Source organism: Gimesia chilikensis (assembly GCF_007744075.1).
GTDB lineage: Bacteria > Planctomycetota > Planctomycetia > Planctomycetales > Planctomycetaceae > Gimesia > Gimesia chilikensis_A.
This window is the reverse complement of sequence record NZ_CP036266.1, coordinates 2,408,357-2,426,398: the sequence shown is the minus strand read 5'-3', so window position 1 is coordinate 2,426,398 and position 18,042 is coordinate 2,408,357. Positions and strand designations below refer to the sequence as shown.

General features: G+C 55.8%; 12 protein-coding genes. 1 reads left to right on the top strand and 11 read right to left on the bottom strand.

From position 1 onward, the window contains the following. Window positions 1–35: 35 nt before the first annotated feature. From HG66A1_RS09270 to HG66A1_RS09235, 8 genes are all read right to left on the bottom strand, one after another. Window positions 36–503, bottom strand: coding sequence for a hypothetical protein (locus HG66A1_RS09270; protein WP_145182487.1), 468 nt, complete (start codon window positions 501–503; stop codon window positions 36–38). 215 nt (window positions 504–718) lie between these two features. After that, window positions 719–2,497 carry a TolC family protein gene (locus HG66A1_RS09265; protein ID WP_145182484.1) on the bottom strand — a complete coding sequence of 593 codons (1,779 nt, stop codon included), beginning with the start codon at window positions 2,495–2,497 and terminating at the stop codon, window positions 719–721. 211 nt (window positions 2,498–2,708) lie between these two features. After that, a complete protein-coding gene (locus tag HG66A1_RS09260) occupies window positions 2,709–4,193 on the bottom strand; it encodes an HlyD family secretion protein (protein WP_197997060.1) in 1,485 nt (494 codons plus the stop codon). Beyond that, window positions 4,183–6,324 carry a peptidase domain-containing ABC transporter gene (locus HG66A1_RS09255; RefSeq protein ID WP_145182481.1) on the bottom strand — a complete coding sequence of 714 codons (2,142 nt, stop codon included), beginning with the start codon at window positions 6,322–6,324 and terminating at the stop codon, window positions 4,183–4,185. Before HG66A1_RS09255 ends, HG66A1_RS09260 begins: the two co-directional genes overlap by 11 nt. 215 nt (window positions 6,325–6,539) lie before the next feature. Continuing rightward, window positions 6,540–6,887 (bottom strand): HPF/RaiA family ribosome-associated protein, encoded by a 348-nt coding sequence (locus HG66A1_RS32785; protein ID WP_145182479.1) that lies wholly within the window; start codon window positions 6,885–6,887, stop codon window positions 6,540–6,542. A gap of 88 nt (window positions 6,888–6,975) precedes the next feature. Continuing rightward, window positions 6,976–7,197, bottom strand: a complete 222-nt coding sequence (locus HG66A1_RS09245) for a hypothetical protein (protein ID WP_145182475.1) — start codon at window positions 7,195–7,197, stop codon at window positions 6,976–6,978. 178 nt (window positions 7,198–7,375) lie between these two features. Continuing rightward, window positions 7,376–9,928, bottom strand: coding sequence for a YbcC family protein (locus tag HG66A1_RS09240; RefSeq protein WP_145182472.1), 2,553 nt, complete (start codon window positions 9,926–9,928; stop codon window positions 7,376–7,378). Window positions 9,929–9,985: 57 nt separating this feature from the next. Then, a complete protein-coding gene (locus tag HG66A1_RS09235) occupies window positions 9,986–11,575 on the bottom strand; it encodes a proton-conducting transporter membrane subunit (protein WP_145182468.1) in 1,590 nt (529 codons plus the stop codon). Between the two features lie 312 nt (window positions 11,576–11,887). Here HG66A1_RS09235 and HG66A1_RS09230 point away from each other — a divergent pair, with 312 nt between their 5' ends. Beyond that, window positions 11,888–12,283 carry a helix-turn-helix transcriptional regulator gene (locus HG66A1_RS09230; RefSeq protein ID WP_145182465.1) on the top strand — a complete coding sequence of 132 codons (396 nt, stop codon included), beginning with the start codon at window positions 11,888–11,890 and terminating at the stop codon, window positions 12,281–12,283. A gap of 39 nt (window positions 12,284–12,322) precedes the next feature. Here HG66A1_RS09230 and HG66A1_RS09225 read toward each other — a convergent pair whose 3' ends face one another. The 3 genes from HG66A1_RS09225 to HG66A1_RS09215 all read right to left on the bottom strand — a co-directional run bounded on the left by HG66A1_RS09225 (window position 12,323) and on the right by HG66A1_RS09215 (window position 18,037). Next, window positions 12,323–13,780 (bottom strand): DUF1501 domain-containing protein, encoded by a 1,458-nt coding sequence (locus HG66A1_RS09225; RefSeq protein WP_145182462.1) that lies wholly within the window; start codon window positions 13,778–13,780, stop codon window positions 12,323–12,325. A 60-nt stretch (window positions 13,781–13,840) separates the two neighbouring features. Then, window positions 13,841–16,261 (bottom strand): DUF1549 domain-containing protein, encoded by a 2,421-nt coding sequence (locus HG66A1_RS09220; protein WP_145182459.1) that lies wholly within the window; start codon window positions 16,259–16,261, stop codon window positions 13,841–13,843. Window positions 16,262–16,408: 147 nt separating this feature from the next. Then, window positions 16,409–18,037, bottom strand: a complete 1,629-nt coding sequence (locus HG66A1_RS09215) for a hypothetical protein (protein WP_145182456.1) — start codon at window positions 18,035–18,037, stop codon at window positions 16,409–16,411. Window positions 18,038–18,042 lie beyond the last annotated feature (5 nt).

Below are 18,042 nucleotides of genomic sequence, written 5' to 3'. Positions count from 1 at the left end.
AGACAGCGCAGCTGATTAGAAAAACCGTTGCGTTTTCAGATCAGAGTCAATTCGGGAGGGGGTGTATCCGGCACGGTAATGTGGCCGTCAAAGAGTGGAGACCGCTGAGCGGTACAGTTTCGCACAGGTGCAGGTCCGGTGAGCAACACCGGAGCGACCAGAATTCGGGGTTCGCTGTTCAGCAACGAACCGCCGGGGGATTTACTGCCACAACCACAGAGTGCCATGATGCGCGGGCATTCGGTTGACGCTTCTTCCACAGAATCACAGCCTTTGTCGCTACAGCAACTGGAGGTGGTTTTCTGCTGACAGCAGGACCTGACCTGCTGCTGACAGCGCGAACGTCCTGCTTGGGCACAACAGCATTGGCCGGACTGCTGGAGTTCATCACCACAGCGGCAGCCTGACTGGGCTGCATGCAGAAAATCGAGGGGTACTCCTGTTGAAGTCAGGCAGAAACTGAACAGCGTAATCAGTCGGCACAAAAAGCGCGGGGATCGCACTTGATTCCATAATGGGCCAGTCTGGTGAAACATGATCGCGGTTCAGGTGGGCGGGTCAGCGGTAGATTCCGGATGACAGCGACTCTGCCTCCGGGACGAACCATCATTCTAATACAACCCGGGGGCGTTTCACCAGCGCGAAGTTCTGATTTTCGTTTGAATCTCTGAGGTCGTTGCGCTGAGAGAAAATCGGAGTTCAACAACCGAATTGAAGATCAGAGTTGATCTTCAGCCAGTGCGGCCCGGTAGTCGGCCTGTTCCTGGAAGTAGAGCAGTTTGGCGTCGACAGCCTTCTCCGCAGATTCGAAGGCGTATTGTTCGCGGAGAGTCACTTTCAACAGGTCGGACAGACCTTCTTCAAAGTTACGGCGTTCTCGCCGGGCCAGGTCTTCTGCATAACCGACGGCTTCGTCAGCCTGTTTGGCCTGCTTGAAAGCACCAATCAGACCGGCGTATGCTGCCTCGACTTCGGCTACAATCTTATTCTCAGTCAACTGACGCTTGGCATTCAGCTGGGCGAGCTTACCGCCGACCGACTGCATTTTACCGCGAGCTTTGCGACGTTCGAGGGGAACTTCGACCAGCAAGTGGGCATCCAGCTCAAAGGGGCCTTTGTAGTTCTGGTAGCTGCTGGGGTACCCCATGTCCTTGGAACCTGCCATCAGCAGATCCACTGCGGGCAGACAGTCATTCTCCGCCTCGGAGTAATCAATATCCAGCTGACGCTGTAAGAGATCGAGACTGTAGATTTCAGGACGCTGCTCTAACGCTCGTGCCGCATCCATGGCGACCTGTGCTTCATCCATCTGTTTCAACAGGGGAAAATCAGGCACCTGACTGGCTTCCGGAATGACGGGATCGCCGTTCGCGTCACGATAATAAAGGGAAAGCTTGACTGCAGTCTGCTGCAGCTTACGTTCGGCCAGTGCCCGCTTGCCTCGACGTTCGGCGACCAGACGCAGGTTATCCGTCAGCTCAGGTGGATCGAGGAAACCATTTTCCACCTGGCTGCGAATCCGGTCGGTACGGTCTTCGGCCAGCTTGAGAATCCGGTCAGCGATGACCAGTTTCGCTCCCGCAGCCACCCAGTCCCAGTAGGCATAACTTCCCTGTTGAACGAAGTCGATCAACTGCGCCTGGATTTCCGGTTCGACAGCATCAACGCCATACGTGGCGCGCCACAAAGCGGCGCGACGCTGATCGATTTCACGGTTCTTGGCTAAAGGAACCATAAAGCCCGCTTTGAATTCCCCACCCTCGTTGGTCTGGCGTCCCAGGTACCAGGGTTCGAAACTACCCCGCCCGATCCGGTATCCGGCGAACGCTTCCCCCCCCTGGTAGAGCGGTTTCACCAGGCCGACGTGCTGGCGATAAGTCTGGTAATAACCCATGGGCTGATTTTCACTGCCTGCTTTCAGCTTATGGTCGAACTCGCCCATGCTCTCGAGCTGTTGACCTGCTGCGACATCACGCGAATAAATGGCGGCTTCCAGAAGCGGATAGCTGGCATAGACCGAGTTGATAACCTCATCCAGAACAAGGCCCCGCGCAGTGGGTTTGAAGTCCATTCCGGGCAACGGCGGCAGATGCGGCGCCATCGCGAATTCTTCGGCGGTCAGTTCGTTTGTTGCCTGTTCGCTGGCTGCGAACTCACTGCCAAGCTGTTTACTCACTGAGAATTCACCGGCGACAGCCTCTTCCGGGGTCGTGCCTTTGCCGGAAAACAGATCGTCCACGGAAGTAGAGACGGAGGCGACCTGTTGTACTGCAGAAGCTTCCGCTTCCGGTGAGACACGATCGACGGCCACAGCCAGACTTTCAGGGTAAATTACTGGCGCAGCAGTTGACCGGGGCTGAAGTTTACTGGAATCTTCAGCCGGTTTGATTTTGACGACGGACGCTTCTGGTTCCGGTGTGGAATCAGTCAATGCCTGTCTGGTAGCGGCACAGCCTTCAAAGCAGACCGCGATCAGGATGATCCAAACTCTCAACATGGTTTCTTACTTATTTTGGCGGGTCATTAACCATGGTCCGGTTGTCTAGCACAGTCGCTAAAGAAGTAATAACACGAACTGTTTAACAATTCGGCAGTGCTGGATCGGAGAATTGACCGTAACCTCAGGCCGTACGACGGTTATTACAGAACAATTCTGCTTTACCGAAAGAGACAACCAAGGCAGAAAACTCAGCGCAGACAACCCAGTTTTACTTGGGAAGCTTGGGAGGCTTGTTTTTACTGTCTTTCTGCCCCGATTCATCCAGCGAAATCGATGGAGGAAAGCCGTTGAGCTTTCGCCAGACTTCGTACCAGAGCGGGACCTTGTTGAGCAGCACCCAGGCATTTGCCCGCACTCCCTGTCGGAGGAAGCGATCCTGGGGCCAGGGTTGATCGTCTGGATCAGGGCGAACCAAGATCCGGAATTTGCCGCGACCATCGTCGATGGAGTCTACGGAAATGACTTCGCCTCCGAAGGTTCCGACGGCAACCGAGGGCCAGCCAGCGAACTGAATGGCGGGCCAGCCTTCGAACTGCAGACGCACATGCCTGCCGGGCTCTACCAGGGGCGCATCGTTGCCGTCGAGCCAGATCTGCACGGAACGATCGGTGGTAAAGGGGACGATCGTACAGATTGGATCCCCCTGTTTCAGGATTGCGGTCCCCAGGTTGGGGGTAATCTGCACAATATAGCCGTCGAAAGGAGCCTTGATGACCTGGCTCTCCTGGCGTGAAACCTTAACCTGCATATCCAGCACGTCTTTTTGCGCTTTATTCAGCTCCTGACGTGACTTGGCAATATCGCTTTCCGCTTTGGAGACATCGCCGTTCGCCTTTTTCAGCATGGCTTTGGTTTTATCAATATCCGCCTGGGCTTTTTGAACTTTGGCATTTCGCTCACTCTGTTTGCCCGCCAGTTCATCTTTGGCGGCGGCATAATAGAATTCGGCCCCTTTTACTTTACTCTGTGCCTCTTTCAGTTTGCGCTGAACTTCCTGCACTTTCTGGAGCGAGATATTATTTTCTCCGTACAGAGTTTTCATGCGATCATATTCGGCCTGTAACTGGGGGATAGCGGCTTCCAGTTCGAGCAGTTTCTGCTGTTCGGCTTTGACCTTTTTATCCGCAACTTCAATATAGGAATCCTGGGCGGCGATCGTTTCCCGTTTGACGGTTTCGTAAGCCTGCACCTGATCCTGATAGGAATGCACAATCGTTTTGGCCGCTTCAAGCGCCCGCTGACTGGCTTCCAGATGCTGTTCCGCGGCGGTGACCGCCTGTCGGGAATTCAGAAGCTGCATTTCGAGCCGGGCCGAGTACGATTCGTCCAGGTCGCTGATCTCGGCAATCACCTGTCCCTTTTTGACCTTGGCATTTTCATAAATCTCATCGCCCCAACGGGAAAGTTTCCCCTTGATGGTCGCCTGAATCACCTGCTGTCGCTGATCGGGAGAATAGGCGAGGACATTCCCCGTGCCGGTCACCGACTGCTGCCAGGGGGCGAACATCATCAACAGGATCGTCAGGATCAGCAGCAGAAACAGAATTTTCGCGATCCGCCGGGCCAGACGTGAAGAACGGACCAGGCGCAGGGAGGGCATGCTCGATTCGCTGTAGGCTACCGGCGTCAGCATCGAGAGCCGTTGCTCTTCCGCTTTTGAAGCGGGTACATCAAGGGATGGTTCAACTGACATCTGCAGATCCTCCCGAAAGCATTGCTTCCGAACCGCTCAGGGTGTGAGTGCTGTTCCCCAGCTCAATTAGATTTCGTCTGCCTGTTACCATGATCAGTGTCCAGAGACGGTCGGAGTCAACCAGCATGCGGGTCAACTCCTCCGACTCGTCATCGGGAAGTGCATCGAGCAGACCATCCACCAGCAGCAGACGCGGCCGTCCGACGATAGCCCGGGCCAGCATCAGCTTGCGAGCCTGATTCTCGGTTAATGGATATCCGGTGTCGACCAGCTCTGTCTGCAAACCGTGAGGCAGTTTCAAGACCTGTTCATACAGTCCGACCCATTCCAGGGCTTCGCGCACATCACTTGTCGAGACGTAAGGGCGTTCCAGGTGAATATTTTCTTCCAGGGAACCATTGAAGATTTCGATATTCCGCACCAGAGCGACATGTTTCCGCAGTGCATCGGGTCGCATGTCGCGGGGATCGATCTCGTTGATGGAGACGTGTCCCTTCGATACAGGCGTCAGTCCAAAAAGCAGGTCCAGCAGACGGCTTTTGCCACTGCCACTCGGCCCCGTCAGCATCAGTCGCGCGCCGCTTTCTACGAACAGGTCAATGTGATGCTCACTGGAATGGCCGTGGAAATCGATAAAACCGACGCCGTTGATACTGACTTCAGCCGGGTCGCTCTGGGAAAATTGCAGCAGACCATCCTGACGTTCCATGGGCAGGTCAAACAACATCCCCAGTTTATCGACCGAAGCGAGCAGGTCGTAGTAACTCTGCAGATGTTTTCCCATTTTGGCGAACGAGCCGACGATCACGGTCACAATCAGCTCAGCAGCCACGAGTTCCCCCAGTGTCAGCTGTCCGGCAATCACCAGCCAGCCCCCCAGCCCCAACAGCGTGGTGCTTGCGGCCGCCTGCAATCCGAGGGCAAAAATGATCTGACGCATGACAATGCGGAAGTGTTTTTTCCGGGCATTGAGATATTCATAAGTGTAATGGTCAGCCTGATCGAGGGCAAACTCGGCAGCTCCCCGATAGCGGAACGCGGTCGGACAGTTGACCAGGTCTTCCAGCCAGCTGGCTACGACATACTTGGCTTTCGACTCTTTGATGCTTGTATTCACGGCACCACGTCCGAGTACAAAAATGATAAACAGAATCAGTGCCAGCAATACAATGTCGAAGCCCAGCAACCAGGGATGATAAAAGGCCAGCACGGTCATACCGATCAGGGTATTCAGCACCAGCGAAATACCGTCGAGCATCAGCGCGGAGGACGCTTTCTGTACTGTGATCACATCGAAAAAGCGGTTGACCAGTTCCCGGGCCGACTGTCCCTCCATTGAAGAGGGGATGACACGCGGCAGACGATAGGAAAGGTCCGCAGACACGCGCGCAAAGATCCGGCGTTGAATAATTTCGACGACGTACGTCTGTAACCCCAACAGGGCCGCTGAAAAGGAGAGGAACGCCAGCAACATTAAAGCGAGGACCACCACCGGCTGGAGGAGTCGTCCGAAGGCCACCGTATTCACCAGCGATTCCACGGCCAGCGGTGTCGCCAGTGCGAGCAGACCGGTAATCAGAGCAAACACGGTCACCGTCCAGATGTCGGACGCCTCGGGTTTCATTAACGTCAGCACACGGTCCAGGGGAGGCAGATGATGCGTTTCGTGAGCACCATCGCCGCCGGCAGCCAGATCGGGCTTGATGACCAGGCAGCGGACCACCTGATCACGTTCAGAAAGTTCGAGCAGTCTTCTCAACCTGCGAGAACTGACCCATTGCTGTTTTTGCTCCTCATCGGGTTGCAGCAACTGAAACCGCTGACGCTTACTGCCCATGAGGGCCATCCAGCTGGGTTTATCACCCACGCGGGTGATCAGACGCCCCCCTTCCCGGGTGATATTGCGCACTTCACGGAAGGTACAGTCCATTAATTTGAACTTCAGCCCCAGGCTGCGGCTGGCTTCAATGAGCCAGCTCCACCAGTGTTCGTCGTGTTCTGATGATGTAGCGGCAGCGGATTCGATCAACGTACGTTGTATACGCGATCGATCAGCAGAGTGACCAGCCTCAATTGAGAGTTGTTCAAACAACCAGGCGGCCGCTTTGATATCGGAGCGATCCAGATTCATATCAGTCTCTGTAGAAGTAATCAGATTACCAGGCGGGTTAGAAAAGAATCAGCGTGCTGACCTTTTCTATGGTGGAAATCAAGTAGCACCATCAGCCCTGAGGGATCCTGCTACCCCTTGATTTCCTGATACTTACAGGAATCGCAAGATAGGTTCTTTTCCCAGATAATCATAGAGACATCGTCCCATTTTTAAAGGAATGTTTTAATTCAGAACTATTCCATCTCGTTATCCAGTGGGATGTTAAGTCTTTCACGTCTGAATTTCAGTGAACGCCCCAACGAGCGAGACAGGGCCCGGGCCGCCTTTTCCGCTACACGTGAAATACAGACAGCAAGGTCCTCGCTCTTCTGATTGACGATTACCGATCCCTTCTCATGTACAATTCGTACTCGACAGGCTTTATCTATGCCTCCCCGGGGTCCATTCAGATCGCTGACACAAAGGTCAATCGATCTGATCCGGTTCTGAAAGCGTGAAAGTGCGTACTCTAACCTGCGTTTACACAATTGTTTCAATCGAAAGTTCAATAAACCATTTCGATCTGTATATGATATCGTCATTACGAGACTCCTTCAGCTGAAAAAACCAGGTTATTTCGTACACCAGATTCAAACCTGTCCAAACCAACTGGACTCTCTGGCTCTAAACTCAGATTTCTCCACTCAATCGCGTCAGATAAGGAACGCGTGTGCGGGAGACTGCTTTTTCGGCTCTCTTCACGATAGCCGTCAGTGCGCTAACGAATTCTTCGCCGCGATGGATCAACATAATCTCTCCCGATTCATGCCGAATCTGCACGCGAAATGTTTTCTGCCTGCGACCTCGTGAGCTGCGCGGGTTCTGAATCGTCACATCGATGGAACACAGCATTGAATGATAGCGTGACAGCGCCTCGTAAGGCTGCTGCTCGCAGAACTCGTTTCCGGTATTTCCCCGGACTGGGCTTTGTCGGTCAATGTCAGAGTCATCTACAATTCTCCTTTTCAAGTCCTCGGGTTAGTATTAAAAAAGTTGATGTCACAGCGAATTCGATACACGGTGACTGGCTTTATTCAGCGCGATCAAGGTGCTTCCACTGATTGCCCGCGCGATATTGATAGAACTCTCCTGCTTCGCAGGCGATCAGGTAGAGCCAGCTTCCCTGCAGAAGATTGGCGACCAGCGTGTGTCGGGCAATCACGTTTTCAATGGCCTGTCGCGATGCGTTAATCACGACCTGCAGTCGCTGCGGTTGATGCTGCAGGTTCTGACCGTCGTGCAGAGACTGCCAGGGCAACCCGGTCATCAGATCGCCTCCATTGCCGGAGAGGATGCCGAAACCGCCGGTCACGTTATGTACGGTTTTATTCCCACTACCGCAGTAACGTTGATCGACAGTGGACGCGTAATATTGCATGTTGATCCAGTGGGCCACGATCATGGGAGCGGTCATGATATTCTCCAGCACGGTTCCTTCCGGATCCTGGTCGGGATCATAATTGTGCAGAAAGGTACGACCATCGAGGTCGACCGCGCGTGTCAATTGCCGAGGTCCAACCACCAGGGCCGCATTATTGGACAGCCCCCATTCCGGTCGCACCTCGGACCAGTCGCCGGCCCGTTGTAAGAGTTCACTGACAGATTCACTGTTGAGTGACGTCATTCGCTCCGCCCGAGTCAGATGTGTTGCCTGCAGCGTCAGTTGCTGCAGTGAGTCCAACTGCTCTCGGTGTGAAGCGGAGAGCTGGTCCGGTTCGAAAAAGCGGATCTGGTCTGTCGTCGTGTTGTGCACGCCTGCAATAAAGACCGTATCCTCTGGAATCTCGATACCTTTTCGTTTGAGTCCCCGTCGCACTGCAGCCAGATTCATAATCTCAGCAGCTACCTGGGCATTAGAGGCACCGGAATGACCGCCACAAGCACCGCAGTCCAGCCCCGCCTTGAGAGGATTATTCGCAGTCTGACTTTCGTGACCGCAGAAGACCACCAGCCGGGCAAATCCTGCTGTGAGGCTCATGTTCTTCAGAATCGTCTCAGCCATCTCAGTCAGTTTTTCAACGGTAATCCCCTGCGCATCCAGGCCGTTCAGACTCGGACGTGGCACTGGCTTCCGATGCTGTGAATGCGATCCCTTAGACTCCATACCAGCGCTGACTCTGGTTCCCCAGGCGCGCTTGCCCAGCAAAAGCCCGTAAAACAGGCCCATCGTTTCTACGAAGGGGAAGCTCCCGACTGCTGACTGTTGAAATCGCTTCCAGAGTTTGCGGAACGACCTGCTGATTCCCTGCTGCTCCAGCAGTTGCTCCTGTTGTCCCTGATCTTTCGACGGGAGTTCTTCAGTTACCTGGAACTGAGGCTGGAGCAGAACCGGAAGCTGGTTGTCTCCCCCCTGATCGCCCCAGCGGATATATTCCATGGGGATTCCGAAGAAACCGGCAAAGCCGAGTGTTTCGATCGCTGCGGACGTCTGTTCCAGCTGACGTCGGATGCGTTCGGATCGCACGTCGATACAGAATACCATTTGGGCCAGCTTTTGCTCGGTCGACTGACCGCAGTTTGAAACATTGTTCCGCAGGCTGTTGAGCAGTTTGTTGCGGTAGGCAATTTCAGAGGCCCGCAGCAGAATGTAGCGTTCGATGACCTGCTCTTCAGAATCGAAGGGAACCTTGAATCGGACAGGCGTAGCTCCGGCCAGTTTGCTCCAGTCGACTTCGAACGATTTCGCTTCAGAGAGGACTGCTTCGTAAACGAGTCGGATTGCCAGCAGTGCAGTGAGATCGCTGCTATCGAGTTCCTCGGAGGTTCCCTGCTCGAACTGGTATTTCGCCCAGGCGCTCCAGCCGGGAGTCTGACAGGCCTGACAGAGCAGATAGGTCTCCCAGAGTGCCCGCGGCACTTTCAGTTCTTCCAGCATCACAGCCAGCGTCGTTTCTGCGGAGTCAGGTAACTGCTGGACCAGTTGACGGAAACAGCTGACGCCCATGATCTCCATGCTGCGATCATGTTGCGCTGCGCTTCGCCAGTTGTCGAAGAGTGAGAGATGCTGCCAGGGGCTTTTCCAGGCAGCCTCGCCCTGGTCGTAATGCTGGGCACAGAATTTAGAAAGTTCATCGCCGATCGTTTGCGTCCAGTCACCGCCCGTCTGTGCATCCAGGATTTCTGAGAAGGCACGCATCTGTCGTTTGCGGGGTGTTTTGTCGGGCGTATCCGGCTCTGCAGTCACTGATTCCAGTGCCCCCAGACAGGCTACCAACTGGGCGGCACTGGGAAGAGACTCGGCTACCAGATTCTCAGCCTGCAGTTCTGCCAGGGCCGACTCTATATCACTGAGCTCAAACTGTCCGGCCCGGAAGGCGGCGGCGTAGTGCGTTAGCGGCATCAGGGTTTCCGAGTCCGAAAAGATCCGCAGATATTTTCGGACATTGAGAAAGGAGCGGTCGGTGATCCCGTGGTAGGGATTAACGGCGACATAATCTTTTAACGGCCAGACCGGGGCGATGCACTGATGCACGCTCTGCAGGGCCTCCTGCAGCAGTTCCCGTTCGGGCAACTGCCGGGATGAAAGTCCTCGCCAGACCTCCAGCGGTTGTTTGTTGATGACAGCAGACTGTACTTGTGACATGAGATTAACCTTACTGGGATATTTGAGATTGATTCAGAGCGACAAAACCGGACAGATTCACTGTTTCAAAAGGTGCCCCAGTCGCTGACGAAACCAGGCTTCGACGTAAAACCCGTTCAGCGCGTGGATGTAGAGGGCATTCATCCAGTCTGGTCTTCGCGACAATGTCAGCCGGTCATTCAGCAGCAGCAGGCTGGTAAATCCGAGAACTACCAGAACCGCAGGTCCCCCAATCATCAGCAGCGAGGGATCGGCAAAAGCCGTCACCGGAGTCGGCGTCACCAGGCGATCGATGGTGAGAAAGGCAAGACAGTAGAGCAGACAGACGCCCCCGGCGGCACAGGCCGTGCGGAGTACCAGCAGGTAATCGCCGGTCTGCCAGGCCTGTTTCAGCCAGCCCGTCAGCGCGAGACAGACAACCAGTCCCAGTAGCATCCCCCCGGGCTTGGTGGCTGGATTGATTCCGAACAGGGCCAGCACTGCCAGAAATCCGAGGACAACGAAGCCTGTTGTCAGCAGGAGTTTGAAGGATGAGACAGGCACCGTCTGCTTCGGTTCCGGCCCCCTGCCGAGCGCCCGTTTCTGTTCAAGCACACTTCCACTGCTGAGGAAGGCATACGCTTTATAGAAGGAGTGCGCCAGCAGATGCAGCATCGCTGCCGAGAAGGCTCCCAGTCCGCACTGCAACATCATGAAGCCCATCTGGGCGACGGTGGAATAAGCGAGTCTCTTTTTGACACTGTTCTGAGCCAGCATCGAAGTGGCGGCAATACAGACCGTGAGGGTTCCGATCAGTACCAGGCAGGCCAACGCTGCGGGAACCAGTTGGACCAGTGGACTCGTGCGAATCAGCAGATAGCCGCCTGCGTTCACAATACCGGCGTGCATCAGGGCGGAGACCGGCGTCGGTGTCTCCAGGGTCTGAGGCAACCAGGAGTGAAAGGGGAACTGTGCCGTTTTGATCGCAGCCCCGATCACCAGCAGCCAGACGCCGCACATCAAAGACATGCTGATCGTTGAACCGGTGCCTGCCAGTTGCTCGAACAGAGGGGTGAAGTTCAGAGTCTGGCATTCCAGGTAGATCAGCACCGCAGCGATCAGCAGACAGAGGTCACCGGTTCGACTGGCGATGAACTTATTCCAGGCAGCCCGTCGGGCCGCGGGTCGTTCACGGTAGAACAGGAGCAGATGATGCAGCCCCAGACTGGAAAGTGCCCAGGCGGCTATGAACAGCAGCAGATTCCCTGACAGAGCCATCAGGGAGACGGCTCCAATCGTCAGCGCGGTCCAGCGATAGTAATTGCCGAGTTCGGGCTCGCCATCCAGGAACCGGACGGAATAGCGACAGATAACCCAGCCCACGAACGAGACCAGGGCAAACATCAGGCTGGAGGTGCCATCCAGCAGCAGCCACTGCACTCCGCCAACGTCGATGCGAACTGGTTCGGTGAACGGCCCCGTTCCCCACCAGGCTCCCGTCACGTTCATCAGGGTAATTGCCAGTGCCAGCAGGGTCTGTAAACCCGCCAGCAGCGTCACGCCATCACGCAGCTTGAACTGCAGCTTTTTGCACCAGCGACCTGGCACCAGTCCCGTTGCCATCAATAATCCTGCGGAAACGATCAATGTCTCTGCCAACAGATACACAATTCTCTCCCTTTTTTTGCGAAGTATTTTTTGCGCTTAACTATTCGCGTATTGTGATACACGAATTTCTTTTCGTCAATAGTACTTCGCCATTAACGGGGAATTTTTATGAGCAAAACTGATCAGAAAGCGTGTTTTCTGGCAAATTTCCAGACCATCAAACGATCTGGCATTCACGAATAGCATTTCGTATCATCAGTCGCTATAATAAGATATGGTCATTTCCAGTCCCCTTTCTCCGGGAACAGTCACGCAATAAAAAAAGTTCTGGCATCTTGATTTAAATGCCAGAACTGAGACGGAGTTTGAATCATGGGTAAAGCGTCTAGTAAACGTCAGTCACGTAGAACGGAAACTCCGAAGGAGACGGGGAAAGCAGCAGCGGATTCTGCGATCGACTCTGCCTCATCCCGAAAGACGGGCTCTGAATCGGGACATCGCTGGACGTTCCTGACGAACCACGCGCATGTACTGATCGTCCTGCACCGGAATCCCACGATTGTGCTGCGAGAGGTGGCCCTCGAAGTGGGAATTACCGAGCGTGCAGTGCAGCGGATTATCCAGGACCTGGAAGAAGAGGGGTTTCTGCAGCGAGAGAAAATCGGACGTCAGAACCATTACCAGGTACTCACGGATCAGGCGTTACGGCACCCGATCGAAAAACACAAATCGATCGGGGACCTGCTGAACCTGGTGGCGCTGGACTAGAGGCTTGCAGAACTGTCATTCAAGCAAACAGACTCTGGTTTACGCAAAGAGTTCCTGTACCGCCTGTCCCTTGGCGTCTTTGGTAACATAGAACGGACGGCCTTCAATGTCGAAGCCGGTTTTGGGGCTGATGCCCATGACAGTCATAATAGTAGCGTGTAGATCTTCGATGGAGACCGGATTTTCAATCGCCATCAAAGGGCGTTCGTCTGCTGTTTTGCCGTAGACAAAGCCGCGTTTCATTCCACCGCCAAACATCACAACGCTGGTACCTCCAGTGAAATGACGATGCAGACCAAAGTGCTTCATCTCGGAGATTTCATCGACCTTCTCGCGGGCCTGGTCCCGGGCGTTGGAGCCGGGCTGACCTTCGATCAGTGCATCGCGGCTGAATTCTGAAGCGATAATCACCAGGGTTCGGTCCAGCAGTCCCCGTGCTTCGAGATCGAGAATCAGTTGCGTGATCGGCGGGTCGATTTCCTTGTGCATGCGGTCCATCGTGGTATGACCGTCGGCGTGTGTGTCCCAGTGCAGGAAGGGAACGTACTCGGTGGTGACTTCGACAAACCGGGCTCCCGATTCCACCAGGCGTCGGGCCAGCAGACAGCCGCGACCGAAGCGACTGTCGCCGTACTTCTGGCGGACGTCTTCCTTTTCCAGCGTGATGTCGAAGGCATCGCGTTCTTTGGAACTGAGCAGGCGATACGCCTTGTCCATCGACCGCAGCATCGATTCCTGATGATAGTCGCTCATCAGTTCCCGCTGCGGGCTCTGATCGATGAGCTTCCGATAAAGCTTGTTTCGGTTGACGAACCGTTGCCCCGTCATTCCCTGAGGCGGGCGCACCGACTTGGCGGCTTCCTCGGGATAAGGCAGGTTGAGCGGTCCAAACTCGCTGCCGAAAAATCCGGCCGTGGTGAAGGCTTTGAGCTCTTCGCTCTCCCCGACGCCTTCGAGTCGCTGGCCTACATTGATGAAGGCCGGCATCACAGGATTACGGGGGCCGATCACCCGGGCCATCCAGGCGCCTAAATGCGGAGCGGCGACGGTCTGTGGAGGAACATAACCGGTGTGCCAGTGATACTGATGTCGCGAATGCAGGATGCTGCCCAGGTCGGGTTGTACGGCCGAGCGGATCAGCGTCGCACGGTCCATCACCGAAGCGATGCCTTCCAGTCCCTCACAGATTTCCAGTCCATCGACGGCAGTGTGGATTGCCGGGAAGGTGCTCAGCATATCGGCGACTTTGAGCCCTTTTTTGAACGGCAGATAGCGTTTGGGATCGAAAGTATCCGGTGCCGCCATCCCGCCTCCCATCCAGAGCAGAATGCAACTGTCTGCAGTAGCCTCGGGTTGTTTGACCGGCTCTGTTTCATTCGCGGAGAGCAGACGTGGCGTCCCCGACATCAGTGCCGCAGCGCCGGCGGCACTCAGATGCTTGAGGAAATCGCGGCGGACAATCTGTTCGGGTGCGGTGGGATCGATTTCAAATGTCATCGGTCGTTCTCACTGTGAGAGGTGCATTAAAGACGCGTAATACAGGTATTATAACAGTCGTCAACGGATCAGGAAAAACTCGGGCAGCATACAGACCGACCAGAGCAGGTCCTCGACCTGGGCCGGCTGGGGTTGTTCGCCCAGGATCTGTGTGATGATTTCGGTCTCGGCGGTCGTCGGTTTGCGGGAAAGCGCGAACTGGTACAGATGCTCGGTCAGCCGCTGGGGATCGCCGTCGGTCTGTGTGATCAGACGCTGTGCCCCCTGGGCAAACGCCTGGGCCAGGGTCGCTTCATTGGAAAGATCGATGGCTTCCAGCGTCGTCAGCTGGCCAGGTCGCATCGAAACAATCTGCTCCCGCATCGGCCGTCCCAGTGATTTCATCAACGCGGTATTTTTGAGCAAGGAAGCCCGGACCATCGGTTGTTTGCCTTCCGCGGCGACTGCCAGCAGACTGCGGGCCTGCGAGTCGACTGCGTTCGTCCAGCTGCCGACCGGCTTGACGATGGTGACGGGAGCCCACTTTCCGGAAATGCCTCCCAGGCGACCTTCCTTCGTCGCAGGTGCGTTCGGATTCCACTCCCACGAAGCGTCAGAAGAGATTTCGCGCTGTTCCCCGTTCTCGAGTTCCAGTCGTGCGTCAAAGAAGAAGCCTGCCGGATTGGGAGCCCCTCCCCCGTTATGTACGATGGCTGTGATTTCATTCTTGCCCGGTTTTAATAAAGTATGCAGGGGGAGCGTGCGAACCTGGGCCCAGTTGTCACCTTTGTCGACTTCCCTGCGATTGATAAACAGGACGTGCGAATTGTCGCAGGTCAGAACCGCGCCTCCCCGTTTGACTGCAGCGGGCAGCTCGATGATTTTGCGGACCACAATCGTCTCATCCGCGGGGGGCACTTGCTTCGCGGAATCGCCCCAGATCCATTTGGCTTTGAGGTCAAAATCCTGCTTCTGATCCGGTTCAATCCGCGTGCGGAAAATGGGGGCATCGAACTTGGCCGGAGCGGTACCCGTGATCTGCCAGACGCCATCCAGAAACTGCTCTGCCGTCAGACGACGCGAGCGGGGACCGCGATACAGGTAATCGGCGTCTTCTCCGCCTTCGACAATTTCCACCTGCGACTGGTACGCCTCGGAGGTCGCGATCAGTTCCAGGACTTTTTTGAGGTCGTACTTGTTGTCGCTCAGGTAAACGGCCAGATAATCCAGCAGGTCTTCGTTCCAGGGTTTGGTCTGCATGGCGTCGAGCGGATGCACGATCCCCCTGCCCTGCAGACGATGCCAGAGCCGATTCGCAATTGTGCGGGTAAACCGCCCGTTGTCCGGATGGGTCATCAACTGGGCCAGCTGCTGCAGACGTGCTGCGCGGGAAGCGCCTGCATCGATGGTCCCCAACTCCGGAAAGAGCCAGCTGGCTTTCGCTGTCTTGCCGATCGGTTTGTCACAGCGATGGATTTCCAGTGCACGTTCCGAGTAAATGGCGGCCAGCCCGTACGATTCTTCCAGCGTCCAGCGATCGATGAAACTGTCGTGACAGGAGGCACACTTGAGGTTAATCCCCAGAAAGGCCTGCCCCAGGCTCTGGGCGAACTGAATCTCGACAGTCTGTCCGGCTGAGACATTGCCTCGCCACTTGATGCCATCGATGAACCCGCGGCTGGCATCGGTGGGCGGCGCGATCAGTTCGCGTGTCAACTGGTCGAAGGGCTTGTTATAGAGCAGCGATTCATACAGCCAGGCGGAAACCTGTTTGCGGCCCCCGGTGATGAAACCGGTTCCGCTGTAATCGTTACGAAGCAGGTCGTTGAAGAACGACAGCCAGTGATCGGCGTAAGCGGTGTCATCGGCGAGCAGTTCCTGAATTTTGCGTGTCCGTTTATCGGAGGACGGATCTTCCAGAAACGCATTTAACTCTTCCGGCGTAGGGAGCAGGCCCGTCAGGTCGAGACGAACGCGTCTCAGAAAGGTCGCATCGTCGATCGGACCGGGCCGGGGCAGCTGGTGTTCGGCCAGGTAGTGATCGATCAGGCGATCGATGGGATGCGTGCGATTATCGACGGCGGCTGGGAGCTCAGGACGCCGCGGTTTGAGTGGAGGCTCGTATGCCTTTTTCCCGAATGTGAAACCGGCTTCCCAGGGCAGATCTTCGCTGATCCACTGTTTGAGCGTCGCAACTTCTTTCGCTGAAAGACGCGGTTTCCCTTTGGGAGGCATCTGCATTTCCGGATCCTGGGAGGTGACCAGTTCCAGCAGATAGGACGCGGCGGGGTCTTTCACATCGACAAAGCCGGACTCCATCCAGAGCGTGCGGGTATTCAGTGAAAACGAGCCCTTCGCTTCGCGGCCCCCATGACAGGCGACGCAATGCTGTTTCAGAATCGGTACCACATCATGTGCAAAATCGATGGGCTTTGCCTGAACGGCGGAGGCCATCGTGATCTGGAACACGACTACCAGGGGAAGAACAAAACGTAATTTCATCGGGCGAGCCTGCTGCAGGTGGGAAATTCGTCTATGAATCAAAGCTTGATTATATCATAGACCCGGGGGCGCCCGCAAATTGGATTCAGGTTTCCGCTCAACAGAGGAACAGGCTTTTCCAGTGAGAGCGGTGAAGCCATGACTCCCTTATTGCCCCACATACAGGGCGTAGACTTTGACTTCCTCGGAATCCGGGAATGTGACGCGTAACCCCAGCGGTTTCCCTGCGGGCAGTGTGCTGTTCTGCTGACCTGGAAAGACGACGGGCGTCCGTGTGCCGGGTTGTGTCACCTGGGCTGCCTGATCTCCCGAGTATCCGGGCAGCGGTCGATCGAATTCATCCAGCAGCTCGACGGTCAGCGGCCTGTCCTGGCTGACCCCTTCCAGGTTCACGGAGAGTTGTAGCTTTCCCTCGGTTGTAAAAGGAGCGGTCACAAAGTGGGCGGCGTTCTTTTCGAGTTTGCGGGAGAGATAACCAAAGCCGTCTCGGCGGAGGGTGGCCAGACCGATCTCCATGTTCTTGAGCTTACCGCCGGTGTCCCAGTGAGAATACCAGATCATGGTCTGGTCCCCCTTGTTGACGAACGCGTGTCCCTGCAGGAGGGCGATATCATCCCACTCCCCTTTTTGCCCTCGGGCGATAACCGGATGATCGGGCACCGGTTCGCGGAAATGGACGCCATCGTCACTGACGATCAGCCCCAGATCGACACTGACGCCGGTATTCCAGTAGCGGCCATCCTTGGGTTTCTCAGGCGCATCCTGCCACATGCCGTACAGGCCGACCAGCACGTTGCCGCGATTCCAGATCCCAGCCCCCATGTGGGTCTGTTGACCGGGTACGGGTGTGGCCGTCAGTTGTCCCGGGCGGGCAAATGAGAGTGCTTTCGCACCGGACCAGTGCTCGAAGTCGGGCGAACGGTAAGTGAGCATCACGCGACCAATTTTCGAACCATCCATCCGCCAGGTCCAGGGGGAAATCAACTGACCGCTGGCATAATAGAAGTTGCCGTATCGGTAGAGACTGGAAACTTCAAAACGTTCGCCTCCCGCATTCATCGGCCGGTCTCCGACAACATTCCAGGTCAGGCCGTCTGCACTGGTCGCGCAGATGAAGGCCCCCCAGCGACGTTCATCCGGACCGATCTGACTGCGTCCGCCGCGTACGTCGGCGAACGGGGGATGCGCGATGTAGGCACACTTATAACGCCGCTGAGGATCGGGATCGTTGGCGTCATACAGGACCGTCAGAAAATCATTGACCTTGGCCAGCGAGGGGACCTGCGACTTGATCAGGCAGATGTTGTTCTGTTTGTTACCGTTGAATTCGACCAGGTTCAGTTTCGGTTTGGTCCAGTGAATGCCATCGTCACTCTCAGCGTAACACATGGGCCGCCACCAGCCGGGCGCCTGGCCGCTTTTAATCGCGGTCTCGAACATGCCCAGGTACCACATGCGGAACTTCCCATCCAGATACAGCACACTGCCATACAGAATCGCATGTCCGTGATCGGGGGCGCCTTCCGGTCCCCGGCGGAGCACCGGATTGGCGGGATGTTTTTTTGCCGTCTGCGGCGTCAGTGCCAGATTGTGACGCCAGGGAATCGCGTGGTCATCGAATGAGAAAAAGACCGCTTCTTCAACAGCCGGTCCCCGGTCGACAGAGACCAGACCCGGCGTTTGTGCCGCGAGCTGTCCATTCAGAGTAACAATACAGACCAGGATCAGGGAGCAGGCGAGGAGTCCTGACAGTTGACGGGAATGAGGGGCGTGCATGCTGG

Coding starts and splice junctions, on each gene's coding strand:
- HG66A1_RS09265 (WP_145182484.1), bottom strand. CDS start 2,497: ATGTTGAGAGTTTGGATCATCCTGATCGCGGTCTGCTTTGAAGGCTGT.
- HG66A1_RS09260 (WP_197997060.1), bottom strand. CDS start 4,193: ATGTCAGTTGAACCATCCCTTGATGTACCCGCTTCAAAAGCGGAAGAG.
- HG66A1_RS09255 (WP_145182481.1), bottom strand. CDS start 6,324: ATGAATCTGGATCGCTCCGATATCAAAGCGGCCGCCTGGTTGTTTGAA.
- HG66A1_RS32785 (WP_145182479.1), bottom strand. CDS start 6,887: ATGACGATATCATATACAGATCGAAATGGTTTATTGAACTTTCGATTG.
- HG66A1_RS09245 (WP_145182475.1), bottom strand. CDS start 7,197: ATGCTGTGTTCCATCGATGTGACGATTCAGAACCCGCGCAGCTCACGA.
- HG66A1_RS09240 (WP_145182472.1), bottom strand. CDS start 9,928: ATGTCACAAGTACAGTCTGCTGTCATCAACAAACAACCGCTGGAGGTC.
- HG66A1_RS09230 (WP_145182465.1), top strand. CDS start 11,888: ATGGGTAAAGCGTCTAGTAAACGTCAGTCACGTAGAACGGAAACTCCG.
- HG66A1_RS09225 (WP_145182462.1), bottom strand. CDS start 13,780: ATGACATTTGAAATCGATCCCACCGCACCCGAACAGATTGTCCGCCGC.
- HG66A1_RS09220 (WP_145182459.1), bottom strand. CDS start 16,261: ATGAAATTACGTTTTGTTCTTCCCCTGGTAGTCGTGTTCCAGATCACG.
- HG66A1_RS09215 (WP_145182456.1), bottom strand. CDS start 18,037: ATGCACGCCCCTCATTCCCGTCAACTGTCAGGACTCCTCGCCTGCTCC.